This window comes from Enterobacter sp. E1 (assembly GCF_016809815.1).
Taxonomy (GTDB): domain Bacteria; phylum Pseudomonadota; class Gammaproteobacteria; order Enterobacterales; family Enterobacteriaceae; genus Enterobacter; species Enterobacter adelaidei.
Window position 1 is genome coordinate 429,033 of record NZ_JAFBJM010000003.1, and the last position, 26,638, is coordinate 455,670.

A 26,638-nucleotide genomic window follows, 5' to 3' on the forward strand; every position below is an offset into this window, starting at 1 on the left:
GCTTATGGCGCGGCCTAGCAAATACGGGGTAAAGGTTCAGCGTGCGGCAGATCCAGCGTACGTTTCACGCCGAAAATCCCGGTCAGGCGCACCCCTTTGCGCTCAACCACTTCACCAATAATGGCGGCCTCTTTCCCTAAAGGATGCGCATGCAGCATGTTCAGTACCACGTCAGCGACGTGGCGTTCAACGCCGATCACCAGCTTGCCTTCGTTGGCAAAATTGAGTGGATCAAGGCCCAATAATTCACACAGGCCGCGAACGGCAGGCTTAACAGGCAGACTTCGCTCGCTAAGTTCAATACCCCACCCGCAGCTTGCCGCGAACTCATGTACCACGGCATTCACGCCGCCACGGGTGGCGTCGCGAAGGGCTTTTACGCCCGGAATGGTACGCAGTGTCTGAATAAGCGGGGTGAGCACCGCGCAGTCGCTGCGCAGTTCGCCATCCAGCCCTAAACCTTCGCGCAGGTTAAGGATAGTCGCTCCATGACAGCCCAGCGTTCCTGTTACGAGAAGCACGTCGCCGACGTTAAGCTGTTGTGCCCCCCAGTGAATATCGGCAGGGATAACCCCCATGCCGGCGGTGTTGATGAACAGCTTGTCGGCTGCGCCGCGCTGCACCACTTTGGTATCACCTGTGACGATGGCAATTCCCGCCTCGCGAGCGGTCTGCGCCATACTGTTAACCACTGTCGTGAGCGTCTCCATCGGTAATCCCTCTTCGAGGATAAACCCGCAGGAGAGGTAGCGCGGAACGGCACCGCTGACGGCGACGTCGTTTGCCGTGCCGCAAACGGCGAGCTTGCCGATATCGCCGCCCGGGAAGAACAGCGGGTCAATCACATAGCTGTCGGTGGAGAACGCCAGCCTGTCGCCTTGCGCGGTGAGGGTTGCCAGATCAATACGCGCCTGGTCTTCCTGCTCAGCGAGCCAGGGGTTGTTAAAAGCCTCCATAAACAGCCGGCTAATCAGCTGCTGCATTGCCTGCCCACCGCTGCCATGCGCCATTTCCACCGTGCTCATGCTTCACACTCCTGATTGCGATACTGATACCACGCGGCACACGCCCCTTCTGAGGAGACCATCAGCGCGCCAAACGCCGTTTGCGGGTTACATGTGTTGCCAAATAACGGGCATTGATGAGGTTTGCACTTGCCCGTGAGGACCTCGCCGCAGCGAGACCGGGGATCGTCGCAAACCTGTTGTGGTTGCGGATGGAAATGCGCTTCAGCATCGAATGATTGATACGCAGGCGTCAGACGCACGCCGGATTCGGCAATCAGTCCCAGGCCGCGCCATTCACTGTTGCCTTCGACGCTAAACACCTCCGCAATGGCTTGCTGAGCGCGTGTATTGCCTGCGTCAGGTACGACGCGGCGGTACTGATTTTCCACCGTACTCAGGGCTGCTATTTTCTGCTCAACCAGCATGGTCACGCCTTGCAGTAGATCAAGAGGTTCGAAACCAGCCACCACTAATGGACGATTGTACTGTTCAGCGATAAAACCGTAGGCGTCTGTACCGATGACCATGCTGACATGGCCCGGTGCCAGAAAAGCGTCAATGCCGTTACCCGGTTCTTCCAGCAGGCTACGCAGCGTGGGGATGAGCGTAATGTGCTGGCAGAAAAAGAAAAAGTTCTTGATGTTGCGGGCTCTGGCCTGCTGTAGCGTGATTGCCGTGGCCGGCATGGTGGTTTCAAAACCCAGACCGAAAAACACGATTTTACGGGTGGGATTATCCGCTGCCAGCGTCAGGGCATCCATCGGCGAGTAGACGATCCGGATGTCCGCTCCACGCGCTTTAGCCTGCAACAGTGAGCCATTTTTCCCTGGCACACGCATTGCGTCGCCAAAGGTGCAAAAAATGACGTCAGGCTGGCTGGCGATTTCGATACAGCTGTCGATTCGTCCCATTGGCAGAACACACACCGGACAGCCAGGGCCGTGAATAAACTCGATGTTCTCTGGCAGAAGCTGGTCGAGACCAAATTTGAAGATGGCATGGGTATGCCCACCGCACACTTCCATAATGCGCAGCGGTTTTGCTGCGCTGTAGTCCAGCAGGGCTGCTCGCGTTTTCAGGTGTTTGATTAGCTGCATCACTTGTTCTGGCGCGCGGTATTCATCAACGTAACGCATCTGCTATCGCTCCTCGCCGTACAGCAGAGCGCCCACGTCAGGCTCTACGTCGAACATATTTTGCAGCGCATCGAGCGTGTCGCGCGCTTCCGCTTCGTTAATCACGCTCATGGCAAACCCCACGTGCACCAGCACCCACTGGCCGAGGCGTGAAGCGCCAGTTTCATCAACACTGCCGACCAGCGTCAGGTCTACATCGCGTAATAATCCACACACATCCACTCTGGCCTGATTCCCGTCAATGGCGTGAATTTGTCCCGGTACGCCTATGCACATCGTTCGCTCTCCAGCCAGTTCAACCAGCTTTCCATACCGTCGCCGCGCGTGGCGGACACCAGCAGGATGTTAATGTCCGGGTTGACTTCATGGGCATACGCCAGGCACTTATCCACGTCAAAATTCAGGTATGGCAGCAGGTCGATCTTGTTCAGCAGCATGATGGACGCGGCGGCAAACATATGCGGGTATTTCAGAGGCTTGTCTTCGCCTTCGGTCACCGAAAGCACGGCCACTTTATGCCGTTCACCGAGGTCAAAGCTCGCCGGGCAAACCAGGTTGCCGACGTTTTCAATAAACAGGATGCCGTTATCTGCCAGTGGCAGACGCGGGGTAGCGTCGGCAATCATCTGCGCATCCAGGTGGCAGCCTTTGCCTGTATTGACCTGAATGGCAGGCGTGCCGGTTTCGCGAATACGGGCGGCGTCGTTAACCGTCTGCTGATCGCCTTCGATTACCGCACAGGAGACACGCTCGTTCAGGCGTTTGAGGGTCTCTGTCAGCAGCGTGGTTTTGCCGGACCCAGGGCTGGAGACCAGATTCAGCACCAGCTGTTTGCGGGTAGCAAAACGGGCACGGTTGCGGGCGGCGATCTGGTTATTTTTGTCCAGCACGTTGATTTCGACTTCCAGCATCTGGCGCTGGCTGATGCCCGGCGCATGCGTCCCCGCTTCGCCGTGACCGTAATGCAGATCACCCGCGTCAGATTGTTGAGGAGTGAAAATGATACCGGTTAATGCCGATGCAGGGCGTGGGGCGGGTGAAAAGGGCGCGGAGCGAAACGCGGAGTGAGGACGATGTTCATCCCCTTCTATATACAGGTTGCCTTCGCCGCAACCGCAGGTGCTACACATAATTTACTCCTTCTCGATTTCGAGTCGTTGGATCTGCATGCCGTCATCCGCCACGATGCGCAGCCCGGCACTCTGGCATTGCGGACAGCGCTGAACCTTCGATGAAAGCAGGGTGACGTACTGCTGACACTGTTCACACCAGCACTCTGCCTGCTGCTCCTCAATATGGAGTTCGCAGCCTTCCGCCAGCGTGCCGCGGCATACCAGCTCAAAACAGAAGGTCAGGGCGCTGGTCTCGACACAGGAAAATGCCCCGACTTTCAGCCAGACACCGGTGACGCGTTTCGCGTGGTTTTGCACTGCCTGCTGTTCGATAAGTTCCAGAGCCCGCTGGCAGAGGGTGATTTCGTGCATAACGCCTCCTCAATGAATTGCCCCGGTAATGCAATAACAATGCCAGCTTGATTTTTGTTAAGGGGTGACGATGTCAACGCTGTCGAAATGACACGTCGACACCGTGGAGTTGACAGGTGTCTCTTGTTGAAAATCATTTAAAATCAACATAATAAAAACTGGCATGGAATCTGCTTAACAGCCGCTATCTCCATTAACCGGATACCTTTTATGACTATTTGGGAAATCAGCGAAAAAGCGGATTACATCGCGCAGCGCCATCAGCAATTACAGGACCAGTGGCACCTGTACTGCAACTCTCTGGTTCAGGGCATCACCCTGTCGAAAGCACGTCTTCACCACGCAATGAGCTGCGCGGCACAAGGTGATATGCGCTTTGTCCTCTTCGGCCATTTCACCATCAACGTTACCCTGGCGGATAACTTCAACAGCCACACCATCGAGTACTACCTCGAGACAAAAGACGGTGAAAAACAGTGTATTGCGAAGGCACAGCTGATGGCAGACGGCATGGTGGATGGTCACGTCAGTAACCGCGATCGCCAGCAGGTGCTGGAGCACTATCTGGAAAAAATTGCGCCAGTTTATGACGGTTTATACGCCGCCGTTGAACACGATCTCCCGGTCAATATGGCGCAGTTGATGGATGGGCATGCCTCAGCGAATGTGGCCTGACTCTTACGTGTCGAGAAATGTCGACAAGACAGTTTTTCGTCAAAAATGACTATCACCAGAGGATAACCCGGTGAACCGTTTTGTAATTGCTGACTCGACGGTCTGTATTGGCTGTCGAACCTGTGAGGCGGCGTGTTCGGAAACGCATCGCCTGCATGGGTTGCAGTCCATGCCGCGTCTGCACATCATGCGTAATGAAAAAGAGTCTGCCCCGCAGCTCTGTCATCACTGTGAAGATGCCCCTTGCGCGGGTGTTTGCCCTGTGAATGCCATCACTCGCGTTGATGGCGCTGTCCAGCTGAACGAAAGCCTGTGCGTGAGCTGCAAGCTGTGCGGCATTGCCTGCCCGTTCGGCGCGATTGAATTTTCCGGCAGCCGCCCGCTGCATATTCCGGCTAATGCCAACACGCCGAAAGCCCCTCCTGCGCCCCCGGCCCCCGCGAAGGTAAGTACGCTGCTTGACTGGGTCCCCGGCATTCGTGCCGTCGCGGTGAAATGCGACCTGTGCAGCTTTGATGAGCAAGGTCCAGCGTGCGTACGCACCTGCCCGACCAAAGCGCTGATTCTGGTTAACATCCGCGATATCGCCCGCACCAGCAAGCGTAAACGTGAGCTGACCATCAATAGCGATTTTGGCGATCTTTCGCTTCTGCAGGCGCTTAATGAGGAGGCGAAATGAACGCCATAACCATGATCAACAGCGCCGTGGCGTACTTTACCGCCGCCGCAGTACTGGCGCTGATCTTCTCTTTGCATAAAACCCTGAGCGGCTGGATCGCCGGAATCGGCGGGGCGGTCGGTAGCCTGATGACGCTGGTGGCGGGCGGTGTCGTCCTGCTCGGTGGTCAATCCGTAGAGGCCGTGATGCCGCTGATTCGCCACACCGTGGAGATTACGCCGCTAAATGCCATCTGGCTGGTGACGTTTGGCCTGTGCGGTCTGTTTATCAGTCTGTTCAATATTGACTGGCACCGCCACCAGAATATTAAAGCCAACGGCCTGCTGATTAACCTGCTGCTGGCAACGGCGGTCTGTACCGTTATTGCCAGTAACCTCGGGGCGCTGGTGGTGATGGCGGAAATCATGGCGTTGTGTGGTGTCTTCCTGACGGGCTGCAGCGCCTCCGGCAAACTGTGGTTTGCGCTGGGCCGTCTCGGGACGCTGCTGCTGGCGCTGGCCTGCTGGCTGGTGTGGCAGCGCTTCGGCACGCTGGACTTCTCCGCACTCAACGGTCATCCGCTGGGGAATGATGTCTGGCTGCTGGGCGTTATTGGCTTTGGCCTGCTCGCCGGGATCATCCCGCTGCACGGCTGGGTGCCGCAGGCGCATGCGAATGCCTCCGCACCTGCTGCCGCGCTGTTTTCTGTGGTGGTGATGAAGGTCGGTCTGTTCGGCATTTTGGCGATTACGCTGACCGGCGGACAACCGCCGCTGTGGTGGGGCGTGGTGCTGCTGATTGCGGGCATGATCACCGCCTTCGTCGGCGGTCTGTACGCCCTGATGGAGCATAATATCCAGCGTCTTCTGGCGTACCACACGCTGGAAAATATCGGCATCATCCTGCTCGGTATTGGCGCGGGCGTGACCGGGTTAGCGCTCAATCAACCGGCGCTGATTGCCGCCGGTTTTATCGGCGGTCTCTATCACCTGATTAACCATAGCCTGTTTAAAAGCACGCTGTTCCTGGGCGCGGGGAGCGTCTGGTTCCGCACTGGCCATCGCGATATCGAAAAACTTGGCGGCATTGGCAAAAAGATGCCCGTGATTTCACTGGCGATGCTGGTCGGTCTGATGGCGATGGCGGCGCTGCCGCCGCTCAACGGCTTTGCCGGGGAGTGGGTGATCTATCAGTCCTTCTTCGCGCTCGGCCAGAGCGACGCGTTTATCGCCCGTCTACTGGGGCCGCTTCTGGCGGTCGGGCTGGCGATTACCGGGGCGCTGGCGGTGATGTGCATGGCGAAAGTCTACGGCGTCACCTTCCTCGGCGCGCCGCGCACCCGCGAAGCTGAAAACGCCTGCTGCGCACCGGTACTGATGTGTGCCAGCGTGGTTGCGCTGGCGCTGTGCTGCATCGCGGGCGGCGTCGCTGCGCCGTGGCTGTTGCCGCTGCTGGGAAGCGCTATTCCGCTGCCGCTGACCGTGGCGAATACCACCGTCTCTCAGCCCATGATCGCGCTGCTGCTGATTGCCGCGCCGCTGCTGCCATTCATTCTGATGCTGTTCTTCAAGCGCGACCGACTCGCCTCCCGCTCGCGCGGTGCGGCGTGGGCCTGCGGTTATGAACATGAACAATCAATGGTGATCACCGCCCACGGCTTTGCCATGCCGGTGAAAGAGAACTTTGCTGCCGTGCTGAAGCTTCGCCACTGGTTGAACCCGGTGGCCTGGATCCCTGGCTGGCAGAGCGCTGCCGTGCCTGCGCTGTTCCGCCGTCTGGCCGTTATCGAGCTGGCGGTGCTGGTAGTGATTGTGATTTCACGAGGAGCCTGACATGAGTTTGTTACTGGCACTACTTCAGGCGCTGGTGTTATTCGCCGTTGCGCCGCTGCTTTCCGGGGTGAGCCGCGTGGCGCGCGCCCGAATGCACAACCGTCGCGGGCCTGGCGTGCTGCAGGAGTACCGCGATCTCTTCAAATTGCTCACTCGCCAGAGCGTGGCCCCGGATGCTGCAGGCTGGGTCTTCCGCCTGACACCGTTTGTGATGGTGGGCGTGATGCTCACCATCGCCACCGCGCTGCCGGTGGTGACGGTGGGTTCACCGTTGCCGGTACTGGGTGATTTGATCACGCTTATCTATCTCTTCGCCATCGCCCGTTTCTTCTTTGCGATTGCGGGCCTGGACACGGGGAGTCCGTTTACCGGTCTTGGCGCCAGCCGTGAGGCGATGCTCGGCGTGCTCGTCGAGCCGATCCTGCTGCTGGGGCTCTGGGTGGCGGCGCAGGTTGCAGACTCTACCCACATCAGTTTTATCACTAACACCGTTTATCACTGGCCGTTGGCCCGTTCCATTCCGCTGGTTCTGGCGCTGTGTGCCTGCGCGTTTGCCACCTTTATTGAGATGGGCAAACTGCCGTTCGATCTCGCGGAAGCGGAGCAGGAGCTGCAGGAAGGGCCGCTGACGGAGTACAGCGGCTATGGCTTTGCGGTACTGAAGTGGGGCATCAGCCTCAAACAGCTGGTGGTGCTGCAGATGTTTGTCGGTGTCTTCTTCCCGTGGGGACAGATGACGCATTTCTCGGTGAGTGGTCTGGTGCTGGCCGTGGTCGTTGCGGTGCTCAAACTTCTGGTCGGCGTGTTGGTGATTGCCCTGTTTGAAAACAGCATGGCGCGTCTGCGCTTTGTCGCGACATCGCGCATCACCTGGGCCGGTTTTGGTTTCGCATTTTTAGCGTTCGTCTCCTTGCTGGTGGCGTGATTAAAGAGAGTTTTTATGTCTGAAGAAAAGAAAGGTCAGCAGTATCTCGCCGCGTTGCATCAGGCTTTCCCTGGCGTCGTGCTGGAGGAGTCCTGGCAAACCAAAGACCAGATCACCGTCACCGTTAAGGTGAATTATTTGCCGGAAGTGGTGGAGTTTCTCTATTACCAGCAGGGCGGCTGGCTGTCGGTGCTGTTCGGCAACGACGAACGCCAGCTGTGCGGCAATTACGCGGTGTACTACGTGATGTCGATGGAGCAGTTCGAGAAGTGCTGGCTCACCGTACGCGTTGAAGTGGACCCAAACAAACCGGAGTATCCATCCGTCACGCCGCGCGTGCCCGCCGCCGTATGGGGCGAACGTGAAGTGCGCGACATGTACGGGCTGGTGCCTGTAGGCCTGCCGGATGAACGTCGCCTGGTGCTGCCGGACGACTGGCCGGATGAACTCTATCCGCTGCGCAAGGACAGCATGGACTACCGCCAGCGTCCGGCCCCGACCACCGACAGCGAAACCTACGAGTTCATCAACGAGCTGGGCAGTAAAAAGAACAACGTGGTGCCGATTGGTCCGCTGCACGTGACTTCCGATGAACCAGGCCACTTCCGCCTGTTCGTCGACGGCGAGAACATTATCGACGCCGACTACCGCCTGTTCTACGTCCACCGCGGCATGGAGAAGCTAGCGGAGACCCGCATGGGCTACAACGAAGTCACGTTCCTCTCTGACCGCGTGTGCGGCATCTGCGGCTTTGCCCACAGCACCGCCTACACCACCTCGGTGGAGAATGGCATGGGAATTGTGGTGCCAGAGCGCGCGCAGATGATCCGCGCCATCCTGCTGGAGGTGGAGCGCCTGCACTCGCATCTGCTGAACCTCGGCCTGGCCTGCCACTTCGTCGGTTTTGACTCCGGGTTTATGCAGTTCTTCCGCGTGCGTGAAGCGTCGATGAAGATGGCGGAGATCCTCACTGGCGCACGTAAAACCTACGGTCTGAACCTGATCGGCGGGATCCGCCGTGACCTGCTGAAAGACGACATGATCCAGACCCGCCAGCTGGCGCAGCAGATGCGTCGCGATGTGCAGGAGCTGGTGGATATGCTGCTCAGTACGCCAAACATCGAGCAGCGTACCGTCGGGATTGGTCGTCTTGACCCTGAAATCGCCCGTGATTTCAGCAACGTGGGTCCGATGGTGCGCGCCAGCGGCCACGCCCGCGACACCCGTGCCGATCACCCGTTCGTCGGTTATGGCCTGCTGCCGATGACCGTGCACAGCGAGCAGGGCTGCGACGTTATCTCTCGCCTCAAAGTGCGCATCAATGAGGTGTTCACCGCCCTGAACATGATCGACTTCGGTCTGGATAATCTGCCGGGCGGCCCGCTGATGGTTGAAGGTTTCACCTACATTCCAAACCGCTTCGCGCTGGGGTTCGCCGAAGCGCCACGTGGGGATGACATCCACTGGAGCATGACCGGCGACAACCAGAAGCTCTACCGCTGGCGCTGCCGTGCGGCAACCTACGCCAACTGGCCAACCCTGCGCTATATGCTGCGTGGAAACACGGTTTCCGACGCGCCGCTGATCATCGGCAGCCTCGATCCGTGCTACTCCTGTACCGACCGTATGACGGTGGTGGATGTGCGCAAGAAGAAAAGCCAGGTGGTGCCGTACAAAGAACTTGAGCGCTACAGCATTGAGCGTAAGAACTCGCCGCTGAAATAAGGACTCGTCATGTTTACCTTTATTAAAAAAGTCATCAAAACCGGCGCGGTAACCAGCAGTTATCCACTGGAGCCGATGCCGGTGAATAAAAACTTTCGCGGTAAGCCGGAGCACAATCCGCAGCAGTGCATCGGCTGCGCGGCCTGTGTAAACGCCTGTCCGTCGAATGCCCTGACGGTGGAAACGGACCTCAAAACCGGTGAACTGGCCTGGCAGTTTAACCTCGGGCGCTGCATTTTCTGTGGCCGCTGCGAAGAGGTCTGCCCGACTGTCGCAATCCGCTTGTCACAGGAATATGAGCTGGCGGTATGGAAGAAAGAAGATTTCCTCCAGCAGTCGCGCTTTGAACTGTGTAACTGTCGCGTCTGCAAGCGTCCATTCGCCGTGCAAAAAGAGATCGACTATGCCATCGCGCTGTTGCAGCACAACGGAGACGCTCGCGCAGAACATCATCGTGAAAGCTTTGAAACCTGCCCGGAGTGTAAGCGCCAGAAGTGCCTGCTACCGTCCGACCGCATTGATATTACCCGCCATATGAGAGAGGCCAGCTGATGGAAAACCTACTGGGCCCGCGCGACGATAACGGCATTCCGGTGCCGATGACGGTGGATGAATCCATCGCCAGCATGAAGGCGTCGCTGCTGAAAAAAATCAAACGCTCGGCCTATGTCTACCGCGTGGACTGCGGCGGCTGCAACGGCTGCGAGATTGAGATCTTCGCCACCCTGTCGCCGTTGTTTGACGCCGAGCGTTTCGGCATCAAAGTTGTACCGTCTCCGCGCCATGCCGACATTTTGCTGTTTACCGGCGCCGTCACCCGCGCCATGCGCTCGCCTGCGCTGCGCGCCTGGCAATCTGCGCCTGACCCGAAAATCTGTATCTCGTATGGAGCCTGTGGCAACAGCGGCGGCATTTTCCACGATCTGTATTGCGTCTGGGGTGGCACCGACAAAATCGTGCCGGTGGATGTTTACATTCCGGGCTGCCCACCGACACCTGCCGCAACGCTGTACGGTTTTGCCATGGCGCTTGGCCTGCTGGAGCAGAAAATTCATGCTCGTGAACCTGGGGAGCTTGATAACCAGCCTGCGACCATCCTGCACCCGGACATGGTGCAGCCGCTGCGGGTGAAGGTCGATCGCACGGCGCGCAAACTGGCGGGTTACCGCTATGGTCGCCAGATTGCCGACGATTTCCTGCGTCTGCTGAGCCAGGGTGAGCATCAGGTGGCACGCTGGCTGGAGGCGGAGAACGATCCGCGTTTGAATGAGATTGTGGCAAACCTGAACAACATCGTGGAAGAGGCGCGTATCCGATGAGTGAAACGGTGGTGTTCAGTCAGCTGAGCCGTAAGTTTATTGATGAGAACGATGCCACGCCGGATGCGGCGCAGCAGGTGGTCTATTACAGCCTGGCGATTGGGCATCACCTCGGGGTGATTGACTGCCTGGAAACGGCGTTAAGCTGCCCGTGGCCCGAGTATCTGGCGTGGATCGCCACGCTGGAGGAGGGCAGCACGGCGCGGCGCAAGATGGAAGGCGTGCCGAAGTACGGCGAGATCGTTATCGACGCCAACCACATTGCGATGTTGGCGAACGCGTTTGACGCGGCGCTGAACAGGCAAACCACTGAGCAGCAGGCGTGGAGTAAAACGCTGCTTAGCATGCTGCACGATATTCATCAGGAGAGCGCCATCTACCTGATGGTGAGGAGATTACGTGACTGACGTTTTACTGTGTGTTGGCAACAGCATGATGGGCGATGACGGCGCAGGCCCATTGTTGGCAGAAATGTGCGCGGCAAATTCTCAGGGCAACTGGGTGGTCATCGACGGTGGCAGCGCGCCGGAAAACGACGTGGTTGCTATTCGTGAGCTGCACCCGGACAGGCTGCTGATCGTTGATGCCACGGATATGGGGCTCAACCCCGGCGAGATCCGCCTGATTGACCCGGATGACATCGCCGAGATGTTTATGATGACCACCCACAATATGCCGCTGAACTACCTGGTCGATCAGATTAAAGACGACGTGGGCGAGGTGCTGTTTTTGGGGATTCAGCCGGACATTGTTGGGTTTTATTACCCGATGACGCCGCCGGTGAAAGCGGCGGTCGAAGTGGTTTATTCCCGGCTTGCCGGATGGTGTGGGGACGGGGGATTTTCCCGGCTCTGAACAGCGCCCGGTGGCGCTACGCTTACCGGGCCTACGCTTTTGTAGGCCGGGTAAGGCGAAGCCGCCACCCGGCAAAACAGTCTACTCCAGATCCGCCCCGTTACTCGCAATCACCTTCTTATACCACCAGAACGATTTCTTGCGTTTCCTGTCCAGCGTGCCGTTTCCGGCGTCGTCGCGGTCAACGTACACAAACCCGTAGCGCTTGCTCATCTCACCCGTTGAGGCGGCCACCAGGTCGATGCAGCCCCAGGTGGTGTAGCCCATCAATGGCACGCCGTCCTCAATCGCGTCACCCATCGCGCGGATATGCTCGCGCAGATAGCTGATGCGGTAGTCGTCGTTAATCTCGCCGTTTTCATCAATAACGTCTTTCGCCCCGAGACCGTTTTCCACCAGAAACAGCGGCTTCTGGTAGCGGTCGTACATCATGTTCATGGTGATGCGCAGGCCGAGCGGGTCGATACCCCAACCCCATTCGCTCACCTGAATATGCGGGTTGCGCAGGGATTTAACGATATTTGCCGCGCTGGTGTTGCCCGCGTTCATATCCGCCGACGCGCAGCGCGAGGCGTAATAGCTGAACGAGACAAAATCGACGGTGTTTTTCAGCAGTTCGTCGTCGCCAGGATCTTTCACAATCACCACGCCTTTCTCGCGGAACACGCGGGCGGAGTAGGCCGGATAGCTGCCGCGCGCCTGCACGTCGATAAAGAACAGGTTCTCGCGATCTTTCTCCAGCGCCATCCACACGTCTTCTGGCTTGCAGGAGTACGGGTAGAAATTCCCGCCCGCCAGCATGCAGCCGACCTGATTTTCCGTGTTTACCTCGTGGGCGATTTTGGTCGCCAGCGCGCTCGCCACCAGCTCGTGGTGTGCGGCCTGATATTTCACCTGATCTTCGTTTTCGCCTTCTTCAAATACCAGGCCCGCGCCAGAGAACGGGCTGTGCAACATGATGTTGATTTCATTGAAGGTCAGCCAGTATTTCACCAGACCATTAAATTCCTCGAAGCAGGTGCGGGCGTAACGGGCGAAGAAATCGACCATCTTGCGGTTGCGCCAGGAACCGTACTCCGTCACCAGGTGCATCGGCACGTCGAAGTGGCAGAGGGTCACCAGCGGCTCGATGTTGTACTTTTTGCACTCTTCAAACACCGCGCGGTAGAAGGCAATACCTTCTTTATTGGGCAGCAGCTCATCGCCATTTGGATAGAGGCGGCTCCAGGCAATTGAGGTGCGGAACACCGTAAACCCCATCTCCGCCATCAGGGCGATGTCTTCTTTGTAGCGATGATAAAAATCAATCGCTTCATGGCTTGGGTAAAACTCGTCGTCACGCAACGAAAACCGCTTTTCCTTACCGACCTTTACCGCCAGACGATTCGCGCCGTGGGGGATCATATCGACCGTTGTGAGCCCTTTGCCGCCTTCGCGATAAGCGCCTTCACTCTGGTTGGCGGCAAGCGCGCCGCCCCATAAAAATCCTTTTGGAAAAACAGACATTCTTACCTCACTCTCAATTTATGCTTTTGCTGCTTTGCTCTGTACCGGGGCACTCTGGAGGGCGCGCGCTTTTTCAGCATCGTCTTCGACCGGGATATCTTCAAAACCTAATATCAGGGTCAGAACGAACGACAGCACCACCGCCAGCGCCATGACACCGAACACCCAGACGATGGTCATCGGGTTTGCCGGATCGAAGAACTGCACGCTGGTAAACAGCCCCGGTGCGGCCATCGAATGGCTGGCAAGTCCGGCAATGCCGGCCACCGCACCGCAGATAAAACCGCTGATCAGGCTCGCAATCAGTGGACGTTTCAGCCGTACCGCTACACCGTACAGCGCGGGTTCAGAGATCCCCGCCATGATGGCAGAGGCTGCCGCCGCTAACGCCGTCTGGCGCAGCTCCGGGTTTTTGGTTTTCCAGGCTACCGCCAGAGACGAACCGCCAAGGGAGAGGTTGGCGCCGATTTCCGACGGCATGACCATCCCTTCTTTGCCCGTTTCGGCAATGGTCTGGATGATGGTTGGCGTAAAGACGCGGTGCATCCCGGTCATCACCAGCAGCGGCCAGAGTGCTCCCATGATCGCCACGGAGAGCCAGCCCAGATAGCCGTGAATGGTGTAAACCAGCGCGGAGATGGCGCTACCGATCCAGATCCCCAGCGGCCCAATCAGCACAATGGCGAGCGGGGCGGCAATCAGCACGATCAGCATCGGTTTGAGGAAGTTTTTGGTCACTGCCGGGGTAATGCGATCGACCCAGCGTTCGATGTACGACAGGCACCAGGTCATCACCAGCGCCGGGATCACGGTGTAGGTGTATTTCACCGCCGTTACTGGAATGAAGGCGAACTCAACGTGCTCGCCCTGCGCGGCTTTCGCCATCAACTCGATAAAGCTCGGATGCACCAGCACGCCCGCGATGGCGATCGCCAGCGACATGTTGGTTTTGAATTTCACCGCTGCCGAGGCCGCCACCATCAGCGGCAGGAAGAAGAAGGCACCGTCGCCAATCACGGTGAGAATGGTGAGCGTCGGCGCGCCTTTAGGCAGCACGCCGGTCATCTCAAGGATCATCGCCAGCAGTTTAACCATCGAGCCACCGATGATCGCCGGGATCAGCGGCGACATGGTGCCGATGAGCGCATCCAGGATCCCGGCGCCAATGCGGCGCAATGTCAATTTCTGTGGACCTTCCGGTGATGCAGGCTGCAGGTCGGCTGGCAGCAGGCTGACTACCTCGCGGTAGGCCTGAGAAACGGTGTTGCCAATGATCACCTGGCACTGGTTGTCGTTGCGCACTACGCCGAGCACGCCGCTAATGCTTTTCAGACGCGCAGCGTCGGTGAGGCTTTCGTCTTTCAGGACGAAGCGCAGACGCGTCATGCAGTGGGTGACGGCGACGATGTTCTCTTTGCCGCCCAGCGCGCTGACGACATCATTCGCCAGCGCAGCGTAATTTTTGGCCATCGGATGAGATCCTGTTATCGTTGTGAGAAATGTAGGAAACCGGTTCCACATAATCATCATGAGTTTCTTTGAATGAAACAAGATCACATTTCGACCATTTTTTCATTTCGTGATGATGATCACCAGGCGGTGCAAAAAGCGTGATTTCATCGCTGCGACAATTTTTCTGCAGTGCAGTACACTGCGCTCCATCAGTTTCAGACGGAATAACAAGATGACCACGATGCTTGAAGTGGCGAAGCGGGCAGGCGTTTCGAAAGCAACGGTATCCCGGGTGCTGTCGGGAAATGGCTATGTCAGCCAGGAGACCAAAGACCGGGTGTTTCAGGCCATTGAAGAGAGCGGCTATCGCCCGAATTTACTGGCGCGCAACCTGGCGACCAAACGCACCCAGACGCTGGGGCTGGTAGTGACAAACACCCTGTACCACGGCGTCTACTTTAGCGAACTGCTGTTTAACGCCGCGCGGATGACAGAAGAAAAAGGGCGGCAGCTGATCCTTGCTGACGGCAAGCACAGCGCTGATGAAGAGCGTGAGGCGATCCAGTATTTACTCGATATGCGTTGCGATGCGGTGATTATCTACCCGCGTTTCCTGAGCGTGGATGAGATGGATGAGATCGTCGAGAAGTGTGAGCAACCGATTATGGTGCTTAACCGCCGCTTGCGGAAAAACAGCAGCCACAGCGTCTGGTCCGATCATAAAGCTTCCTGTCAGGAGGCGGTGTCGCAGCTGATTGAGAAAGGGCACAGAGAGATCGCATTTATCACGGGTTCGCTGGATTCACCCACCGGGGTTGAACGTCTCTCCGGCTACAAGGACGCACTGGCACAGCACCAGATCCCGCTACGCCCTGAGCTGATTTCGCAGGGAAAGTGGAACCCGGCCAGTGGTGCCGCGGCGGTTTCCGAGCTGTTGGCTCGGGGGGCAACCTTTACGGCGCTGGTGGCGAGTAACGACGATATGGCAATCGGTGCTATGAAGCAGCTGTACGACAGCGGCGTGGCCACCCCGGACGCGGTATCGGTGATCGGTTTTGACGACGTGGCCATCGCACCTTATATCGTGCCGTCGCTTTCCAGCGTTCGCATTCCGGTGACGGAGATGATCAAAGAAACCATCAGCCGACTGATCTTTATGCTCGACGGCGGGGAGTTTAAATATCAGCAAACGTTCTCCGGCGAGCTTGTCCTGCGCGATTCCGTCATTGACGGCCCTCATCGTTGATGTCGACAGCTGTCATCGTCAGAAGTGACGATGACAGTGCCAGCGTAATTTTTAAATTTATTTAAAATCAATGCCTTAATAATTGGCACGGTTTATGAATATCTCCGCGCATAACAGTAATGCTGGAGAAGCAGATGAACCGTTTTATTATGGCCGATGCCAGTAAGTGCATTGGTTGCCGTACCTGTGAAGTGGCGTGCGTGGTTTCCCATCAGGCGGAGCAGGATTGCGCGTCGCTTACCCCTGATACTTTTTTGCCGCGCATCCATGTCATTAAAGGCGTGAATATTTCCACCGCCGCCATCTGTCGTCAGTGCGAAGACGCACCGTGCGCGAATGTCTGCCCGAACGGGGCGATTAAACGCGAAAAAGGGTTTGTGCACGTGATGCAGGAGCGCTGCATCGGCTGTAAAACCTGCGTGGTTGCCTGCCCGTATGGCGCGATGGAAGTGGTTGTCCGTCCGGTTGTGCGTAACAGCGGCATGGGACTGAATGTGCGCACGGACAAAGCCGAAGCCAACAAGTGTGACCTCTGCTACCACCGTGAAGCGGGCCCGGCCTGCATGGAAGCCTGCCCGACGCACGCCCTGGTGTGTGTTGATCGCGATAAGCTCGAACAGATGAGTGCGGAAAAACGCCGTCGTGCAGTGTTCGATACCTCTTCATCTCTGCTGTTCTGATCCGCCATGTGCAGTAACGGCGTACAGCTGCGCGTGCGCGGCAAAGTGCAGGGCGTCGGGTTTCGTCCCTTCGTCTGGCAACTGGCGCAGTCGCTTCAGTTAACCGGCGACGTCTGCAATGACGGAGAGGGCGTGCTGGTGCGGCTCGCGGGTAATGGGGGGGCCTTTACCGCGAGGCTGCGCCAGGACTGCCCACCGCTGGCGCGTATTGACGCGATCGACTTGCAGCCCTTCACCTGGAGGCGTGTGCCGGAGGACTTTACCATCCGTCACAGCGCGGGCGGTGCGATGGACACCCAGATTGTACCGGATGCCGCTACCTGTCCGGCATGCCTGGCTGAGATGCGCGATCCCCGTGAACGCCGTTATCGCTATCCGTTTATCAACTGCACCCACTGTGGTCCGCGTTTTACCATTATCCGCGCCATGCCTTATGACCGCCCGGCCACGTCGATGGCGACATTCCCCCTGTGCGAACCGTGTGAAACGGAGTATCGCAACCCCGCAGACCGCCGTTTTCATGCGCAGCCCGTCGCCTGCCCGGACTGCGGGCCGGAGCTGGAATGGCGTGCGGGGGACATCATTACTACCCGCGAGTCTGCGTTAAGCGCTGCGGTAGAGATGCTGAAAAACGGTGGCATTGTTGCCATCAAAGGAGTTGGGGGTTTTCACCTCGCCTGTGATGCGCTCATTCCGCAGGCGGTCGCGCGACTTCGAACGCGCAAACAGCGTCCCTCGAAGCCGCTGGCCGTGATGATCCCGCAGGCGGAAGCGCTGCCGACGGCGATTCAGACGCTGTTATGCTCACCCGCAGCCCCCATTGTGCTTACGCCAAAGGTGTGTCTGCCCGCGTTACCCGACGAGATAGCTCCGGGCCTGGACTCGGTAGGCATCATGCTGCCCGCAAACCCGCTGCAACATTTGCTCATGCTCGACTGCCAGCGTCCGCTGGTGATGACCTCCGGCAATCTCAGCGGCAAACCGCCCGCCATCAGTAATCAGCAGGCGCTGGACGAGCTTGGGGAGATTGCAGACGGTTTTCTGCTTCACAACCGCGACATTGTGCAGAGGATGGATGATTCGGTCCTGCTTCAGGACGGGACAATGCTGCGCCGTGCGCGCGGGTTTGTGCCGGATGCCATCACGTTGCCTGCAGGTTTTAGCAATATCCCCGCCATGCTATGTACAGGTAGCGAGATGAAAAATACGTTCTGCCTGGTGCGCGGGAACCAGGCCGTGCTGAGCCAGCATTTTGGCGATCTCAGTGACGAGGGTGTCGAAGCCCAGTGGCGTTTGGCACTGGCGGTGATGCAGCAGATCTACACCTTTCAACCGGAGCGTGTGGTGTGCGATGCCCATCCGGGTTACCACTCCCGACAATGGGCACAGGAGCAGGCGTTGCCGGTCGACACCGTGTTGCACCATCACGCACACGCGGCGGCGTGCCTGGCTGAAAACGGCTGGCCGCTCGACGGTGGCGATGTTATCGCATTGACGCTGGACGGGATCGGCATGGGCGAGAACGGTGCGCTGTGGGGTGGGGAATGTCTGCGGGTAAACTACTGCGACTGTGAGCATCTCGGTGGATTACCTGCCGTGGCGTTGCCTGGTGGGGATCTGGCGGCCGTTCAGCCGTGGCGCAATTTACTCGCACATTGCCTGGCGTTTGTGCCTGACTGGCAGCACTACCCGGAAACGCGTGCGGTACAGCGCCAAAACTGGCCGCTGCTGGCGACAGCAATCGGGCGTGGCGTCAATGCGCCGCTGGCCTCGTCATGCGGAAGGCTTTTCGATGCAATCGCCTGCGCGCTGGGCATAGAAACGCAACGCTACGAAAGTGAAGCGGCTTGCCGGCTGGAAGCACTGGCTTCACAGTGCGCCGGTGTCGCGCACCCGGTCACGCTTTCGGTGGATAATCTCTCCCTCTTCTGGCAGCAATGGCTGAACTGGCAGGCGGAGCCCTGCGAACGCGCATGGGCGTTTCACGATGCGCTGGCAAAAGGGTTGGCGCAATTAGTCAAATTGCATGCCATGCGTTTATCACTTTCCACGGTGTGCTTCAGCGGTGGGGTGTTACACAACCGCCTGCTGCGTGCGCGTCTGCGTCATTATCTTTCTGACTTTACGCTTCTTTTTCCTTCGCGCCTGCCCGCAGGTGACGGAGCGATCTCCTTCGGGCAGGCGGTGGTCGCCGCCGCCCGGTCATGTTCACAAAGGACTTAAAATGTTACGACTCTTACGCAATGAACCTCGTGCCGCGCTTCTGCTGCTGGCTCTGGTAATGGCAAACCTGCTGGCCTGGGGATGGGCATGGCAAACCTTCAGCGGCAGCACGGCGTTGATGGCGGCAAGCCTGCTTGCCTGGTGTTACGGACTTCGCCATGCGGTGGATGCCGACCACATTGCGGCTATTGATACCGTCACGCGTAAGATGATGCAGCAGGGCAAACGCCCATCCGGCGTAGGGGCCTGGTTCTCGCTGGGTCATTCCACCATCGTGGTGCTGGCCTCCATTGCCATTGCTGCCACCGCTACGGCGTTTCAGAAAAATATGGCATGGTTTCACGAGACAGGGAGTCTGATTGGAACAGCCGTTTCCGCGACTTTCCTGCTGGCGATGGCGCTGGTCAATATGGTGATTTTACGCGGCGTCTGGCGCAGTTTTCAGGCGCTGAAAAAGGGGCGCGCGACAAGCAGTGAAGTAGAGTTACCTGCACAGGGCGGCGTCATGAACTGGTTATTTGGCGCAACCTTCCGGCTGGTCAACAAAAGCTGGCAGATGTACCTGGTCGGATTCCTGTTTGGTCTGGGGTTTGACACTGCCACCGAAATTGGCGTGTTGGGCATTTCTGCCGCCAGCGCCTCTCACGGGATGTCGGTGTGGTCAATCATGATCTTCCCGGCGCTCTTCGCCAGCGGTATGGCGCTGGTCGATACCCTCGACAATTTGTTGATGGTCGGTGCTTACGGATGGGCGTTTAACAAACCGCAACGTAAGCTCTACTACAACATGACCATTACCGGGACATCTGTGGTGGTGGCGCTGTTTATTGGCGGGCTGGAAGCGCTGGGTCTGCTGATGGATAAATTCGCCCTCAGCGGTGGCGTCTGGGATGTGATTGGCGCGGTAAACGACAACCTGGGCAACGCCGGATTTGTGGTGGTCGGGCTGTTTGTCGCCTGCTGGCTGATCTCCATGGTCAACTACCGCTGGCGCGGCTACGATGCGCTGGTCGTGCGCTCCTGAGCCGGCGGTAGCCAGGCGCGGGTGAAATCAAGCCAGCCGCTGGCAGTCAGCACAATGTTCTGCACATTTTCCATCGTGTTGATGCGATAGCGGTAGTGGAAAAGCGGCGTACAGGCGCCGCTTTCAAGCAGGCGATGAAAGAAGGCGGGCAAGTGTGCTCTTAGCGTTTCCTCACTTTCGCAATACGCCATCAGCGTCTGCTTTGCGTTTTGCCACGCGCTCTCACCCAGCGCGGCGATCCACGCGGGTTCTTCAGTAAACCACTCTGCCAGCGCAAAGACCGGTACTTCACCGGCAAGATAATCCCCCAGTAAGATATCCGCTTGCGCCAGCGCGTCAGGCGCATGCCACTCTTCGCGATCTTTCCAGTGAATCGTGACGTCGCAGCCACGCTTTTTCAGGCGAGTTTGCAGCATGCCGGCGAGATCGCACAGCACCGGCGTGTGATAGCAGACCAGTGAAAGGGCTGGTGGAAGCGTCACGTCAGGCGCTTCAGGATACGCGGGTGTCGTGATCCCGGGCAGTATTTCCGTACGGGTTTCAACATCATCCCGGCGGATGAACTGCTGGTTAAGATGCTGGATTTCCTGGCGTAACCAGGCGGCCAGCGGTTGTGGTAACCGGGCATTCACCATCAGCCAGGAAAACCCACCGCTGGTGGTGGTGATGGACTCCTGGGCGTTTTCTCCTTTACCAACGGTTATCCATGCCGGTTTTTCTGTTCCGGCGCGGGTTCGCCAGAACTCAATTGCATGCAGCAGGGGATGTGTCGCAAAGTACCACGGCTGACGCTCAAGGCGCAGATAGTGCGAGTGATGATGAGCAATTGCAAAGGGGCCAGCACCCACATTCGGTTGTTGCGGATGTGGCAAACGGCAAACATGATGCGCGAGACGATGCGCCAGCATGGCGTCTGGCGCGTTAAGCGTGATTTCCAGACACCACGGTGCGATAAGTATCACTTTGCTCACGTGAGTTAGCCCCGTATTACGTGCGGGATCGGCCAACAACTGGTGCAGCGCGCCGAGAATATCTTCATCACTGATCGCTTGTCCGTTATGCCAGTGCGCACCGCTACGCAGGTAAAAGCGCCAGTGAAGTTTGTCGTCACTGCTCTCCCAGTGATGGGCTAAATCGGCCACCGGTTGCGGGTGGCCGGGGAGGTAACGCGTCAACCCAGCGTGAACCGCGCAGATAATATGCTGTTCGGCACGGCGACGCTGGAGAGCGGGATGAAGCGAGGTGAGCGGGCGATACCATGGAATACGGAGCGTCGGCTGGTGTTTAAGCCATTTACCCCCTAAAAACGGAGTAATGATGTGATGCAGGCTAGCCGGGTCGCCATCGGCCAGCTGCAACGCGCTCTGGTAGTCCCCTTTTTCCAGGCAGGCATGCATCAGCGGTGCGCTCAGTTCGCTGGTGGTCGTCAGGCAATACAGGATGGCACGATGCCCACGTCCTGGTTGCGCCTGCCAGCTTAACCATCCGCTTTGCGTAAGCTGGCGCAGCAATGTGCGTGCATGGCGCTCACTGCATAACGCGACACCGGCCACTTCCGCGATGGTCGTGGGCTTTGGCTCTGTGCCGTAGTGCTGATAAAGCCGTTGATACTGTCGGATTTTCTGAAGCTGGCGCATGACGGCGTACCGGTAACAAAAGGAGAATGGTGAGAGTGTAGGGTGTTTTGCGGAATAAATAAGGGTGGGATATATAAAGTGTTCCGGTTTTATTCCCTCTCCGGTGAGAGAGGGAACAGGATTGTGCAGCGTCAGGCTTCGATCTGCGCCCGGATCTTCAGCGCGATGCTTTCGGCCTGTGGGCCCAGAATCACCTGCGCGTTCTGCGTACCCATTTTCAGAATGCCTTTCGCCCCCAGTGATTTCAGCGCCGGTTCATCCAGCACGCTGTTATCTGTAAGCGTTAAGCGCAGGCGAGTTATACAGGCATCGACAATCTTCAGGTTATCTTTGCCACCCAATGCTGCGATGTATTGGGCAATCGCCTCGCTTTGATCGTCAGAATCACCCGTTACCGTGTCGTCGTCTTCGCGACCCGGCGTTTTCAGCTTGAAGAAGCGAATCGCGAACGTGAATACCACAAAGTAGATCGCGAAGAACAGAGCAATCAGAGGGATCAGGAGCCACGGCTTCGTGGCAAGACCCCAGTTCAGGACGAAGTCGATAAGCCCGGCGGAAAAACCAAAGCCATGCAGCACGCCGAGGCTGTTGGCGATTACCATACTCACACCAGCAAGTACCGCATGCAGGGCATACAGGGCTGGAGCGAGGAACAGGAAGGAGAACTCAATTGGCTCGGTAATGCCCGTCAGGAAGGCGGTCAGGGCGACAGAGAGCAGCATCCCGCCGACGGCTGAGCGACGTGCTTTTGGCGCGGCGAAATACATCGCCAGTGCTGCACCCGGAAGACCGCCCATAAAGATCGGATATGCCCAGGCCATGTAGACCCCCGCATGCGGGTCACCGGCGAAGAAGCGGTTAAGATCGCCCCGGGTAAAGTCGGTGGCAATCTGCGTGATGCTGGATCCGTCAATACCTGGCACCGCGCTGCCAACGACCAGACCTTTCACCACGTCCGGCGCGAGACAGATGTTATGTACCGCGCTGGCAGCATCGTAAGTCACTTTCAGACAGTCACCGAGGCTGAACCAGAAGACGGAATGCAGTATGTAGTGCAGGCCGAAAGGAATTAACGCGCGGTTAAGGACACCGTAAATAAACCAGCCGGGCTCACCGCTACGGGACACCAGCAAACTGAAGGTATCAATACCGTGCTGCACGGAAGGCCAGACGTAGCCGCAAATCCATGCGATGAACAGACAAATTAACCCGGTCATGATGGGCACCAGACGTTTACCAGCAAAGAACGCAAGGAAATCCGGCAGTTTAGTATTGGAGAAGCGGTTATAGCAGTGACCGGCCACCACACCCGCAATAATCCCGGCAAAGAAGGACATGTTAATGGAGGCGTTAATCACCGCTGTGGCTTTGGTGAGGACCAGAAAGCCGACAGCACCCGCGAGGGCTGCAGCACCTGCATTGTCTTTTGCCAGACCAATGGCGATACCCAGAGCAAACAACAGCGGCAGGCTGTCGAAGATCCCGCCACCGGCACTGGCAATAAACGGAATATTAAATACGTCAGGCTGGCCGAGGCGTAATAATATGGCTGCAACCGGTAAGGTGGCGATAGGCAACATCAGGGCTTTACCCAGACGTTGAAGATAACTAAATGCATTCATGAGAGAGGATTCCAAAAAGACTTAATTCACATCGGAAAATAACAGCTTTTATTTTAATGTGGAAGCAGGGGAGATAAAAATGTGATGCGATATAAATTAATTTTTATTATATTCCTCAGGTGAGTCATTCCTGAAATAAACAATGATGCATTCTATTATTTGTTCCGGTTTTTGCTGGTGGCGCTTCACACATTTACTGAAGGAGAAGCGCCGCCAGACCTTCAGTTATCACGTTTGCTTACCGGAATCATCAGCTCCCGCAGGCGCTCGATACGAGCTTCAGGACTCAACCATAGCCAGCGAAATAAAATGTGCTCTGCTTTTCTGACCTGCTTAAAATAGTGAGCGAGATAGTTAAGCTCTTCGGTGAAATGTGCCATGAAATACCCCTTTCGCGTTAATGTGTGATCAGGGTAGATTGTTATTAGGGAATAAAACAGGGCAATGTTTTTCAGGTGTTCCGGTTTTAAGTATTGATGGGAATAATAAATAAAGGATTGATGGCGATGATTTATCTTATTTGTATTTACTTTATGAATAAATTGCGTAAAAAAAAGCGTTTAGACTTTTGAACTTCGCCAACCTGCACCGGCTGGCGAAGTGTCCTGGGCTCAAAGATTAGATAATTCCAGCCTGATAGAAATCCTGCAGGTTGATGGCGCCGCACAGCTTGCCGCTGTCATCCACCACCGGCGCGGCGGTGATTTTACGTTTCATCAGAACCTCTTTGGCCTCAATGGCGCGGCTGTCGGCGTTCAACGTCAGCCCGCCCTGGGTCATCGCTTCAGAAACCGGCGATTCCAGCTTGCCGCCGCCGACCAGCCAGCGACGCAGATCGCCGTCGGTAAATACACCTTTAACAAAGCTGTCGCTGTCACACACGGCGACCAATCCCATTCCGGTACGGCTCAGTTCCAGCATCGCGTCCATCACGCTGGTATCGAGTTTGACCTGTGGGATGGCATCGTCGATGCGCATCAGGTGATGAACCTTGTTGAGCAGGTGTGCGCCGAGCGCACCCGCCGGATGCGAACGGGCGAAATCTTCTTCGTTAAAGCCGCGCGCCTGCATCACCGCCATCGCCAGCGCGTCGCCCATCATCAGCGTATTAACGGTGCTGGATGTGGGGGCGAGGTGCATCGGACAGGCTTCACGCTCAACGGAAATATCCAGCGTGGCCTTGGCTGCCAGCGCCAGCGGCGAACGGGATTTGCCGGTCATCGCCAGCAGAGCGACCGTTTTTTCCTGCAGGCGCGGAATGATGAGATCCAGCTCTTTGGCCGAACCGGAGTAGGAAATAAACAGCATCACATCGCGGCTTTCGATCATCCCCAGATCGCCGTGAAGTGCTTCTGCCGGATGAACGAAGAAGGCCGGAGTACCGGTGCTGGCAAGCGTCGCCGCAATTTTCTTACCGATGTGACCCGACTTACCTATTCCGGAGACAATCACCTTACCTTCGCACTGAATAATGGTGTTGGCCGCGCGAACAAAATCCTCGCCCAACCGTTCGGGCAGGCGGCTGGCTTCCTGTAGCTCCAGCATCAGGGTCTGGCGGCCAGCGTTTAACAGAAAATCACTCATCTTTCTCTCCGGTTACGATCACGTCGATGCCTTTCTCTTCCAGCGCTTTTTTGAACGCCGGGTCGATACCTGCGTCGGTAATCAGTTTGTCGACGCTTTCCAGGCTGCAAACGATATTGGGGCTTTTACGGCCAAACTTCGATGAATCTGCCATCAGAATCACTTCCCGCGCGGCATTGCACATGGCTTTGCTGACGCTGAACACCTCGTTGAAGGTGGTCACGCCCGCGTTCAGGTCGATGCCGTCGGTGCCCATAAAGAGTTTATCAAAGCTGAAGTGGTCGAAGGCGTTCTCTGCCAGCTGGCCGTGGAATGACGCCGATTTCTTACGGAAGGTGCCACCCGGCATCAGAATGGTTTGCTCGCTATCGAATTCAGAGAGGGCGTTGACGATATGCAGGCTGTTGGTCATCACCGTGATGTTGTTAAAGCGACTGAGTAGCGGGATCATTTGCAACACGGTACTGCCTGCGTCAAGAATGATGGAATCGCCATCGTGGATAAATTTCACCGCCGCTTCGGCAATCAGCGCCTTCTGGTGGGTGTTGATCAGCGTTTTGTGATCGATAGGCGGGTCGGCTTCATCCTTATTGAGCACCACACCGCCGTAAGTCCGAATGACGGCGCCAGAGTTTTCGAGCAATACCAGGTCTTTGCGTATTGTCGTGCCGGTGGTGTCAAAGTAGTGGGCCAGATCGTCTACCGAGCATTTTCCCTGCTTTTGCAGATGCTCGAGAATGGCGGCCTGCCGCTGACGAGGTTTCATAGGCGCTTCGTTCCTTAGGTTGCGAAATGATAATTTCGCAAGTCTATAGCTTTCACAACGAAATTATCCATGTTTCAGATTAAGCGCTAATGATAGTGCATTCTGACAGAGTGGATCATGGGGAAAGATCACATCAGGCTGCAATTCCTGCAACGACAGTCCGTTAATCGCCTGGATTTTCGCCGGGCGGGCGAAAACGGTCATGCCGCGCATAATGAGGGAATCGCAGACCTTATCATCTTCGTCCAGCGCAACGGCAACCACCACGCGTGGTTTGAAACGTCCACCAGAACGCCCGACGCCCACGCGGCCTTTCTGACACAGCGCATCAAAGGCGCGGTTAAACTGATGGATCTGCCAGCCGCCGAAAGCCATCTGGCAGAACCAGGCGAGGGCGGCGACGGTGATGAGTGCTGTGACCATATCGGCTCCTTGTTGTGTTCCCTCTCCCACAGGGAGAGGGTTAGGGTGAGGGCATCAGCCTGCTCGATCAGAACATCACCTGCCCACCGGTGACGTTAATTGACTGCCCGGTGCAGTACGAAGCTTTTGGACTGGCGTAAAACAGCAGCATATTCAGCACGTCCTGATAGTCGCATCCGCGCTTGAGAGGCACTTTATCAATGTAATATTGTTCCACTTCTTCAGCTTTGATGCCGAGCTTGGTGGCATACTGCGGCAGCAGGGACTGGAACATCGGCGATTTCAGCAGGTTGCCCAGCATCAGCGAGTGAACGGTAATGCCGTATTCGGCCAGATCCAGCGCCAGAGACTGCGTCAGCCCGACGCCGCCAAACTTCGCCGCGCTGTAGCCGGAGTTGTGCTTGCTGCCCACTTTGCCGGATTTCGAGTTAATCTGAATAATGCGCCCCTGAATGCCGTCGCGGATCATCAGGCGGGAAAACTCGCGGGCGCAGAGGAAATAACCCACCAGGTTCACCTGCAGCGAGCGGTCAAAATCCCCCAGTTCGAAATCGCTGATAAAGGCCGCTTTTGCAATTCCCGCGCTGTAAACCAGCAGGTCGGTACGGCCAAAAATCTCGTCCACACCGCGGGCAAGCGCCATTACGCTCTGCTCGCTGGTGGCATCGGCGCCAAACCCGTATGCCATCCCTTCGCCAAACTCGGTGTTGATGGTATCCGCCACGCGGGCAGCTTTTTCACTCTGAATATCCACTACCGCCACGCGGTAACCCTCTGCGGCAAGCCCACGGCAGAGGAACTCACCTAACGTTTGTCCCCCACCAATGACAACGGCAACCTGACTCATGTGATTCTCCTT

27 protein-coding genes are annotated in these 26,638 nt (G+C 57.2%); 13 read left to right on the forward strand and 14 right to left on the reverse strand.

The window, feature by feature from the left end; translation table 11 throughout:
* Positions 1 to 14: 14 nt before the first annotated feature.
* Genes hypE through hypA form a run of 5 tightly spaced genes read right to left on the reverse strand, consistent with a single transcriptional unit; the run spans position 15 to position 3,627 of the window.
* Positions 15 to 1,025, reverse strand: coding sequence for a hydrogenase expression/formation protein HypE (hypE, locus tag JGF26_RS11110; RefSeq protein ID WP_134707866.1), 1,011 nt, complete (start codon positions 1,023 to 1,025; stop codon positions 15 to 17).
* The gene (gene hypD, locus JGF26_RS11115; protein WP_134707865.1) at positions 1,022 to 2,143 is read right to left on the reverse strand and encodes a hydrogenase formation protein HypD; all 1,122 of its coding nucleotides are present in this window, start codon (positions 2,141 to 2,143) and stop codon (positions 1,022 to 1,024) included. The genes hypE and hypD overlap by 4 nt, the downstream gene beginning before the upstream one ends.
* 3 nt (positions 2,144 to 2,146) lie before the next feature.
* A complete protein-coding gene (locus tag JGF26_RS11120) occupies positions 2,147 to 2,419 on the reverse strand; it encodes a HypC/HybG/HupF family hydrogenase formation chaperone (protein WP_028016841.1) in 273 nt (90 codons plus the stop codon).
* Complete coding sequence (gene hypB, locus JGF26_RS11125; protein WP_134707864.1) at positions 2,410 to 3,273, reverse strand: hydrogenase nickel incorporation protein HypB; 864 nt, start codon at positions 3,271 to 3,273, stop codon at positions 2,410 to 2,412. The genes JGF26_RS11120 and hypB overlap by 10 nt, the downstream gene beginning before the upstream one ends.
* A gap of 3 nt (positions 3,274 to 3,276) precedes the next feature.
* On the reverse strand, positions 3,277 to 3,627 hold the full coding sequence (gene hypA / locus JGF26_RS11130) for a hydrogenase maturation nickel metallochaperone HypA (RefSeq protein WP_049006121.1): 351 nt from the start codon (positions 3,625 to 3,627) through the stop codon (positions 3,277 to 3,279).
* A 210-nt stretch (positions 3,628 to 3,837) separates the two neighbouring features.
* On the opposite strand from hypA, the gene hycA reads away from it, so the two are divergent.
* From hycA to hycI, 9 genes are all read left to right on the forward strand, one after another.
* Positions 3,838 to 4,302: a formate hydrogenlyase regulator HycA gene (gene hycA, locus JGF26_RS11135; protein WP_134707863.1), complete on the forward strand. Its 465-nt coding sequence runs from the start codon at positions 3,838 to 3,840 to the stop codon at positions 4,300 to 4,302.
* A gap of 70 nt (positions 4,303 to 4,372) precedes the next feature.
* Complete coding sequence (locus JGF26_RS11140; RefSeq protein ID WP_028016837.1) at positions 4,373 to 4,981, forward strand: 4Fe-4S dicluster domain-containing protein; 609 nt, start codon at positions 4,373 to 4,375, stop codon at positions 4,979 to 4,981.
* A complete protein-coding gene (hycC, locus tag JGF26_RS11145; protein ID WP_134707862.1) occupies positions 4,978 to 6,792 on the forward strand; it encodes a formate hydrogenlyase subunit 3 in 1,815 nt (604 codons plus the stop codon). The genes JGF26_RS11140 and hycC overlap by 4 nt, the downstream gene beginning before the upstream one ends.
* A gap of 1 nt (position 6,793) precedes the next feature.
* Entirely contained in the window at positions 6,794 to 7,717 is a 924-nt protein-coding gene (locus tag JGF26_RS11150) for a respiratory chain complex I subunit 1 family protein (protein WP_134707861.1), read from the forward strand.
* A gap of 15 nt (positions 7,718 to 7,732) precedes the next feature.
* Entirely contained in the window at positions 7,733 to 9,442 is a 1,710-nt protein-coding gene (gene hycE / locus JGF26_RS11155) for a formate hydrogenlyase subunit HycE (RefSeq protein WP_028016834.1), read from the forward strand.
* A 9-nt stretch (positions 9,443 to 9,451) separates the two neighbouring features.
* A complete protein-coding gene (locus JGF26_RS11160) occupies positions 9,452 to 9,994 on the forward strand; it encodes a formate hydrogenlyase complex iron-sulfur subunit (protein ID WP_049006115.1) in 543 nt (180 codons plus the stop codon).
* Complete coding sequence (locus JGF26_RS11165; RefSeq protein ID WP_134707860.1) at positions 9,994 to 10,761, forward strand: NADH-quinone oxidoreductase subunit B family protein; 768 nt, start codon at positions 9,994 to 9,996, stop codon at positions 10,759 to 10,761. The genes JGF26_RS11160 and JGF26_RS11165 overlap by 1 nt, the downstream gene beginning before the upstream one ends.
* Positions 10,758 to 11,168 carry a formate hydrogenlyase maturation HycH family protein gene (locus JGF26_RS11170; RefSeq protein WP_134707859.1) on the forward strand — a complete coding sequence of 137 codons (411 nt, stop codon included), beginning with the start codon at positions 10,758 to 10,760 and terminating at the stop codon, positions 11,166 to 11,168. The genes JGF26_RS11165 and JGF26_RS11170 overlap by 4 nt, the downstream gene beginning before the upstream one ends.
* Positions 11,161 to 11,616 carry a hydrogenase maturation peptidase HycI gene (gene hycI, locus JGF26_RS11175; protein WP_028016830.1) on the forward strand — a complete coding sequence of 152 codons (456 nt, stop codon included), beginning with the start codon at positions 11,161 to 11,163 and terminating at the stop codon, positions 11,614 to 11,616. Before JGF26_RS11170 ends, hycI begins: the two co-directional genes overlap by 8 nt.
* Before the next feature lie 81 nt (positions 11,617 to 11,697).
* Here the strand turns inward: hycI and JGF26_RS11180 are convergent, their stop codons facing one another.
* Together JGF26_RS11180 and ascF are read right to left on the reverse strand one after the other, a co-directional pair.
* Positions 11,698 to 13,122, reverse strand: a complete 1,425-nt coding sequence (locus JGF26_RS11180) for a 6-phospho-beta-glucosidase (RefSeq protein WP_134707858.1) — start codon at positions 13,120 to 13,122, stop codon at positions 11,698 to 11,700.
* Between the two features lie 18 nt (positions 13,123 to 13,140).
* Positions 13,141 to 14,592, reverse strand: a complete 1,452-nt coding sequence (gene ascF / locus JGF26_RS11185) for a PTS cellobiose/arbutin/salicin transporter subunit IIBC (RefSeq protein ID WP_049006104.1) — start codon at positions 14,590 to 14,592, stop codon at positions 13,141 to 13,143.
* Between the two features lie 214 nt (positions 14,593 to 14,806).
* Between ascF and JGF26_RS11190 the strand changes: the two genes are divergently transcribed.
* The 4 genes from JGF26_RS11190 to JGF26_RS11205 all read left to right on the forward strand — a co-directional run bounded on the left by JGF26_RS11190 (position 14,807) and on the right by JGF26_RS11205 (position 19,747).
* A complete protein-coding gene (locus JGF26_RS11190; protein WP_134707857.1) occupies positions 14,807 to 15,820 on the forward strand; it encodes a LacI family DNA-binding transcriptional regulator in 1,014 nt (337 codons plus the stop codon).
* 134 nt (positions 15,821 to 15,954) lie between these two features.
* Complete coding sequence (gene hydN / locus JGF26_RS11195) at positions 15,955 to 16,500, forward strand: electron transport protein HydN (RefSeq protein ID WP_049006101.1); 546 nt, start codon at positions 15,955 to 15,957, stop codon at positions 16,498 to 16,500.
* A 6-nt stretch (positions 16,501 to 16,506) separates the two neighbouring features.
* Positions 16,507 to 18,723: a carbamoyltransferase HypF gene (gene hypF / locus JGF26_RS11200; RefSeq protein ID WP_134707856.1), complete on the forward strand. Its 2,217-nt coding sequence runs from the start codon at positions 16,507 to 16,509 to the stop codon at positions 18,721 to 18,723.
* A 1-nt stretch (position 18,724) separates the two neighbouring features.
* Positions 18,725 to 19,747 carry a HoxN/HupN/NixA family nickel/cobalt transporter gene (locus tag JGF26_RS11205; RefSeq protein WP_108091020.1) on the forward strand — a complete coding sequence of 341 codons (1,023 nt, stop codon included), beginning with the start codon at positions 18,725 to 18,727 and terminating at the stop codon, positions 19,745 to 19,747.
* Here the strand turns inward: JGF26_RS11205 and JGF26_RS11210 are convergent.
* The 7 genes from JGF26_RS11210 to srlD form a co-directional block, all read right to left on the reverse strand.
* The gene (locus JGF26_RS11210; RefSeq protein ID WP_134707855.1) at positions 19,720 to 21,384 is read right to left on the reverse strand and encodes an SgrR family transcriptional regulator; all 1,665 of its coding nucleotides are present in this window, start codon (positions 21,382 to 21,384) and stop codon (positions 19,720 to 19,722) included. The two genes, JGF26_RS11205 and JGF26_RS11210, sit on opposite strands and share 28 nt — an antisense overlap.
* A 131-nt stretch (positions 21,385 to 21,515) precedes the next feature.
* On the reverse strand, positions 21,516 to 23,006 hold the full coding sequence (nagE, locus tag JGF26_RS11215; protein ID WP_134707854.1) for an N-acetylglucosamine-specific PTS transporter subunit IIBC: 1,491 nt from the start codon (positions 23,004 to 23,006) through the stop codon (positions 21,516 to 21,518).
* Between the two features lie 221 nt (positions 23,007 to 23,227).
* Positions 23,228 to 23,386: a hypothetical protein gene (locus tag JGF26_RS11220; protein ID WP_164881322.1), complete on the reverse strand. Its 159-nt coding sequence runs from the start codon at positions 23,384 to 23,386 to the stop codon at positions 23,228 to 23,230.
* A gap of 238 nt (positions 23,387 to 23,624) precedes the next feature.
* Positions 23,625 to 24,590: an arabinose-5-phosphate isomerase GutQ gene (gene gutQ / locus JGF26_RS11225; RefSeq protein WP_134707853.1), complete on the reverse strand. Its 966-nt coding sequence runs from the start codon at positions 24,588 to 24,590 to the stop codon at positions 23,625 to 23,627.
* Complete coding sequence (locus tag JGF26_RS11230; RefSeq protein ID WP_028016820.1) at positions 24,583 to 25,356, reverse strand: DNA-binding transcriptional repressor; 774 nt, start codon at positions 25,354 to 25,356, stop codon at positions 24,583 to 24,585. Before JGF26_RS11230 ends, gutQ begins: the two co-directional genes overlap by 8 nt.
* 63 nt (positions 25,357 to 25,419) lie before the next feature.
* Entirely contained in the window at positions 25,420 to 25,779 is a 360-nt protein-coding gene (gutM, locus tag JGF26_RS11235; RefSeq protein ID WP_049006093.1) for a transcriptional regulator GutM, read from the reverse strand.
* A gap of 67 nt (positions 25,780 to 25,846) precedes the next feature.
* Entirely contained in the window at positions 25,847 to 26,626 is a 780-nt protein-coding gene (gene srlD / locus JGF26_RS11240; protein ID WP_023294411.1) for a sorbitol-6-phosphate dehydrogenase, read from the reverse strand.
* Between the last annotated feature and the right edge of the window lie 12 nt (positions 26,627 to 26,638).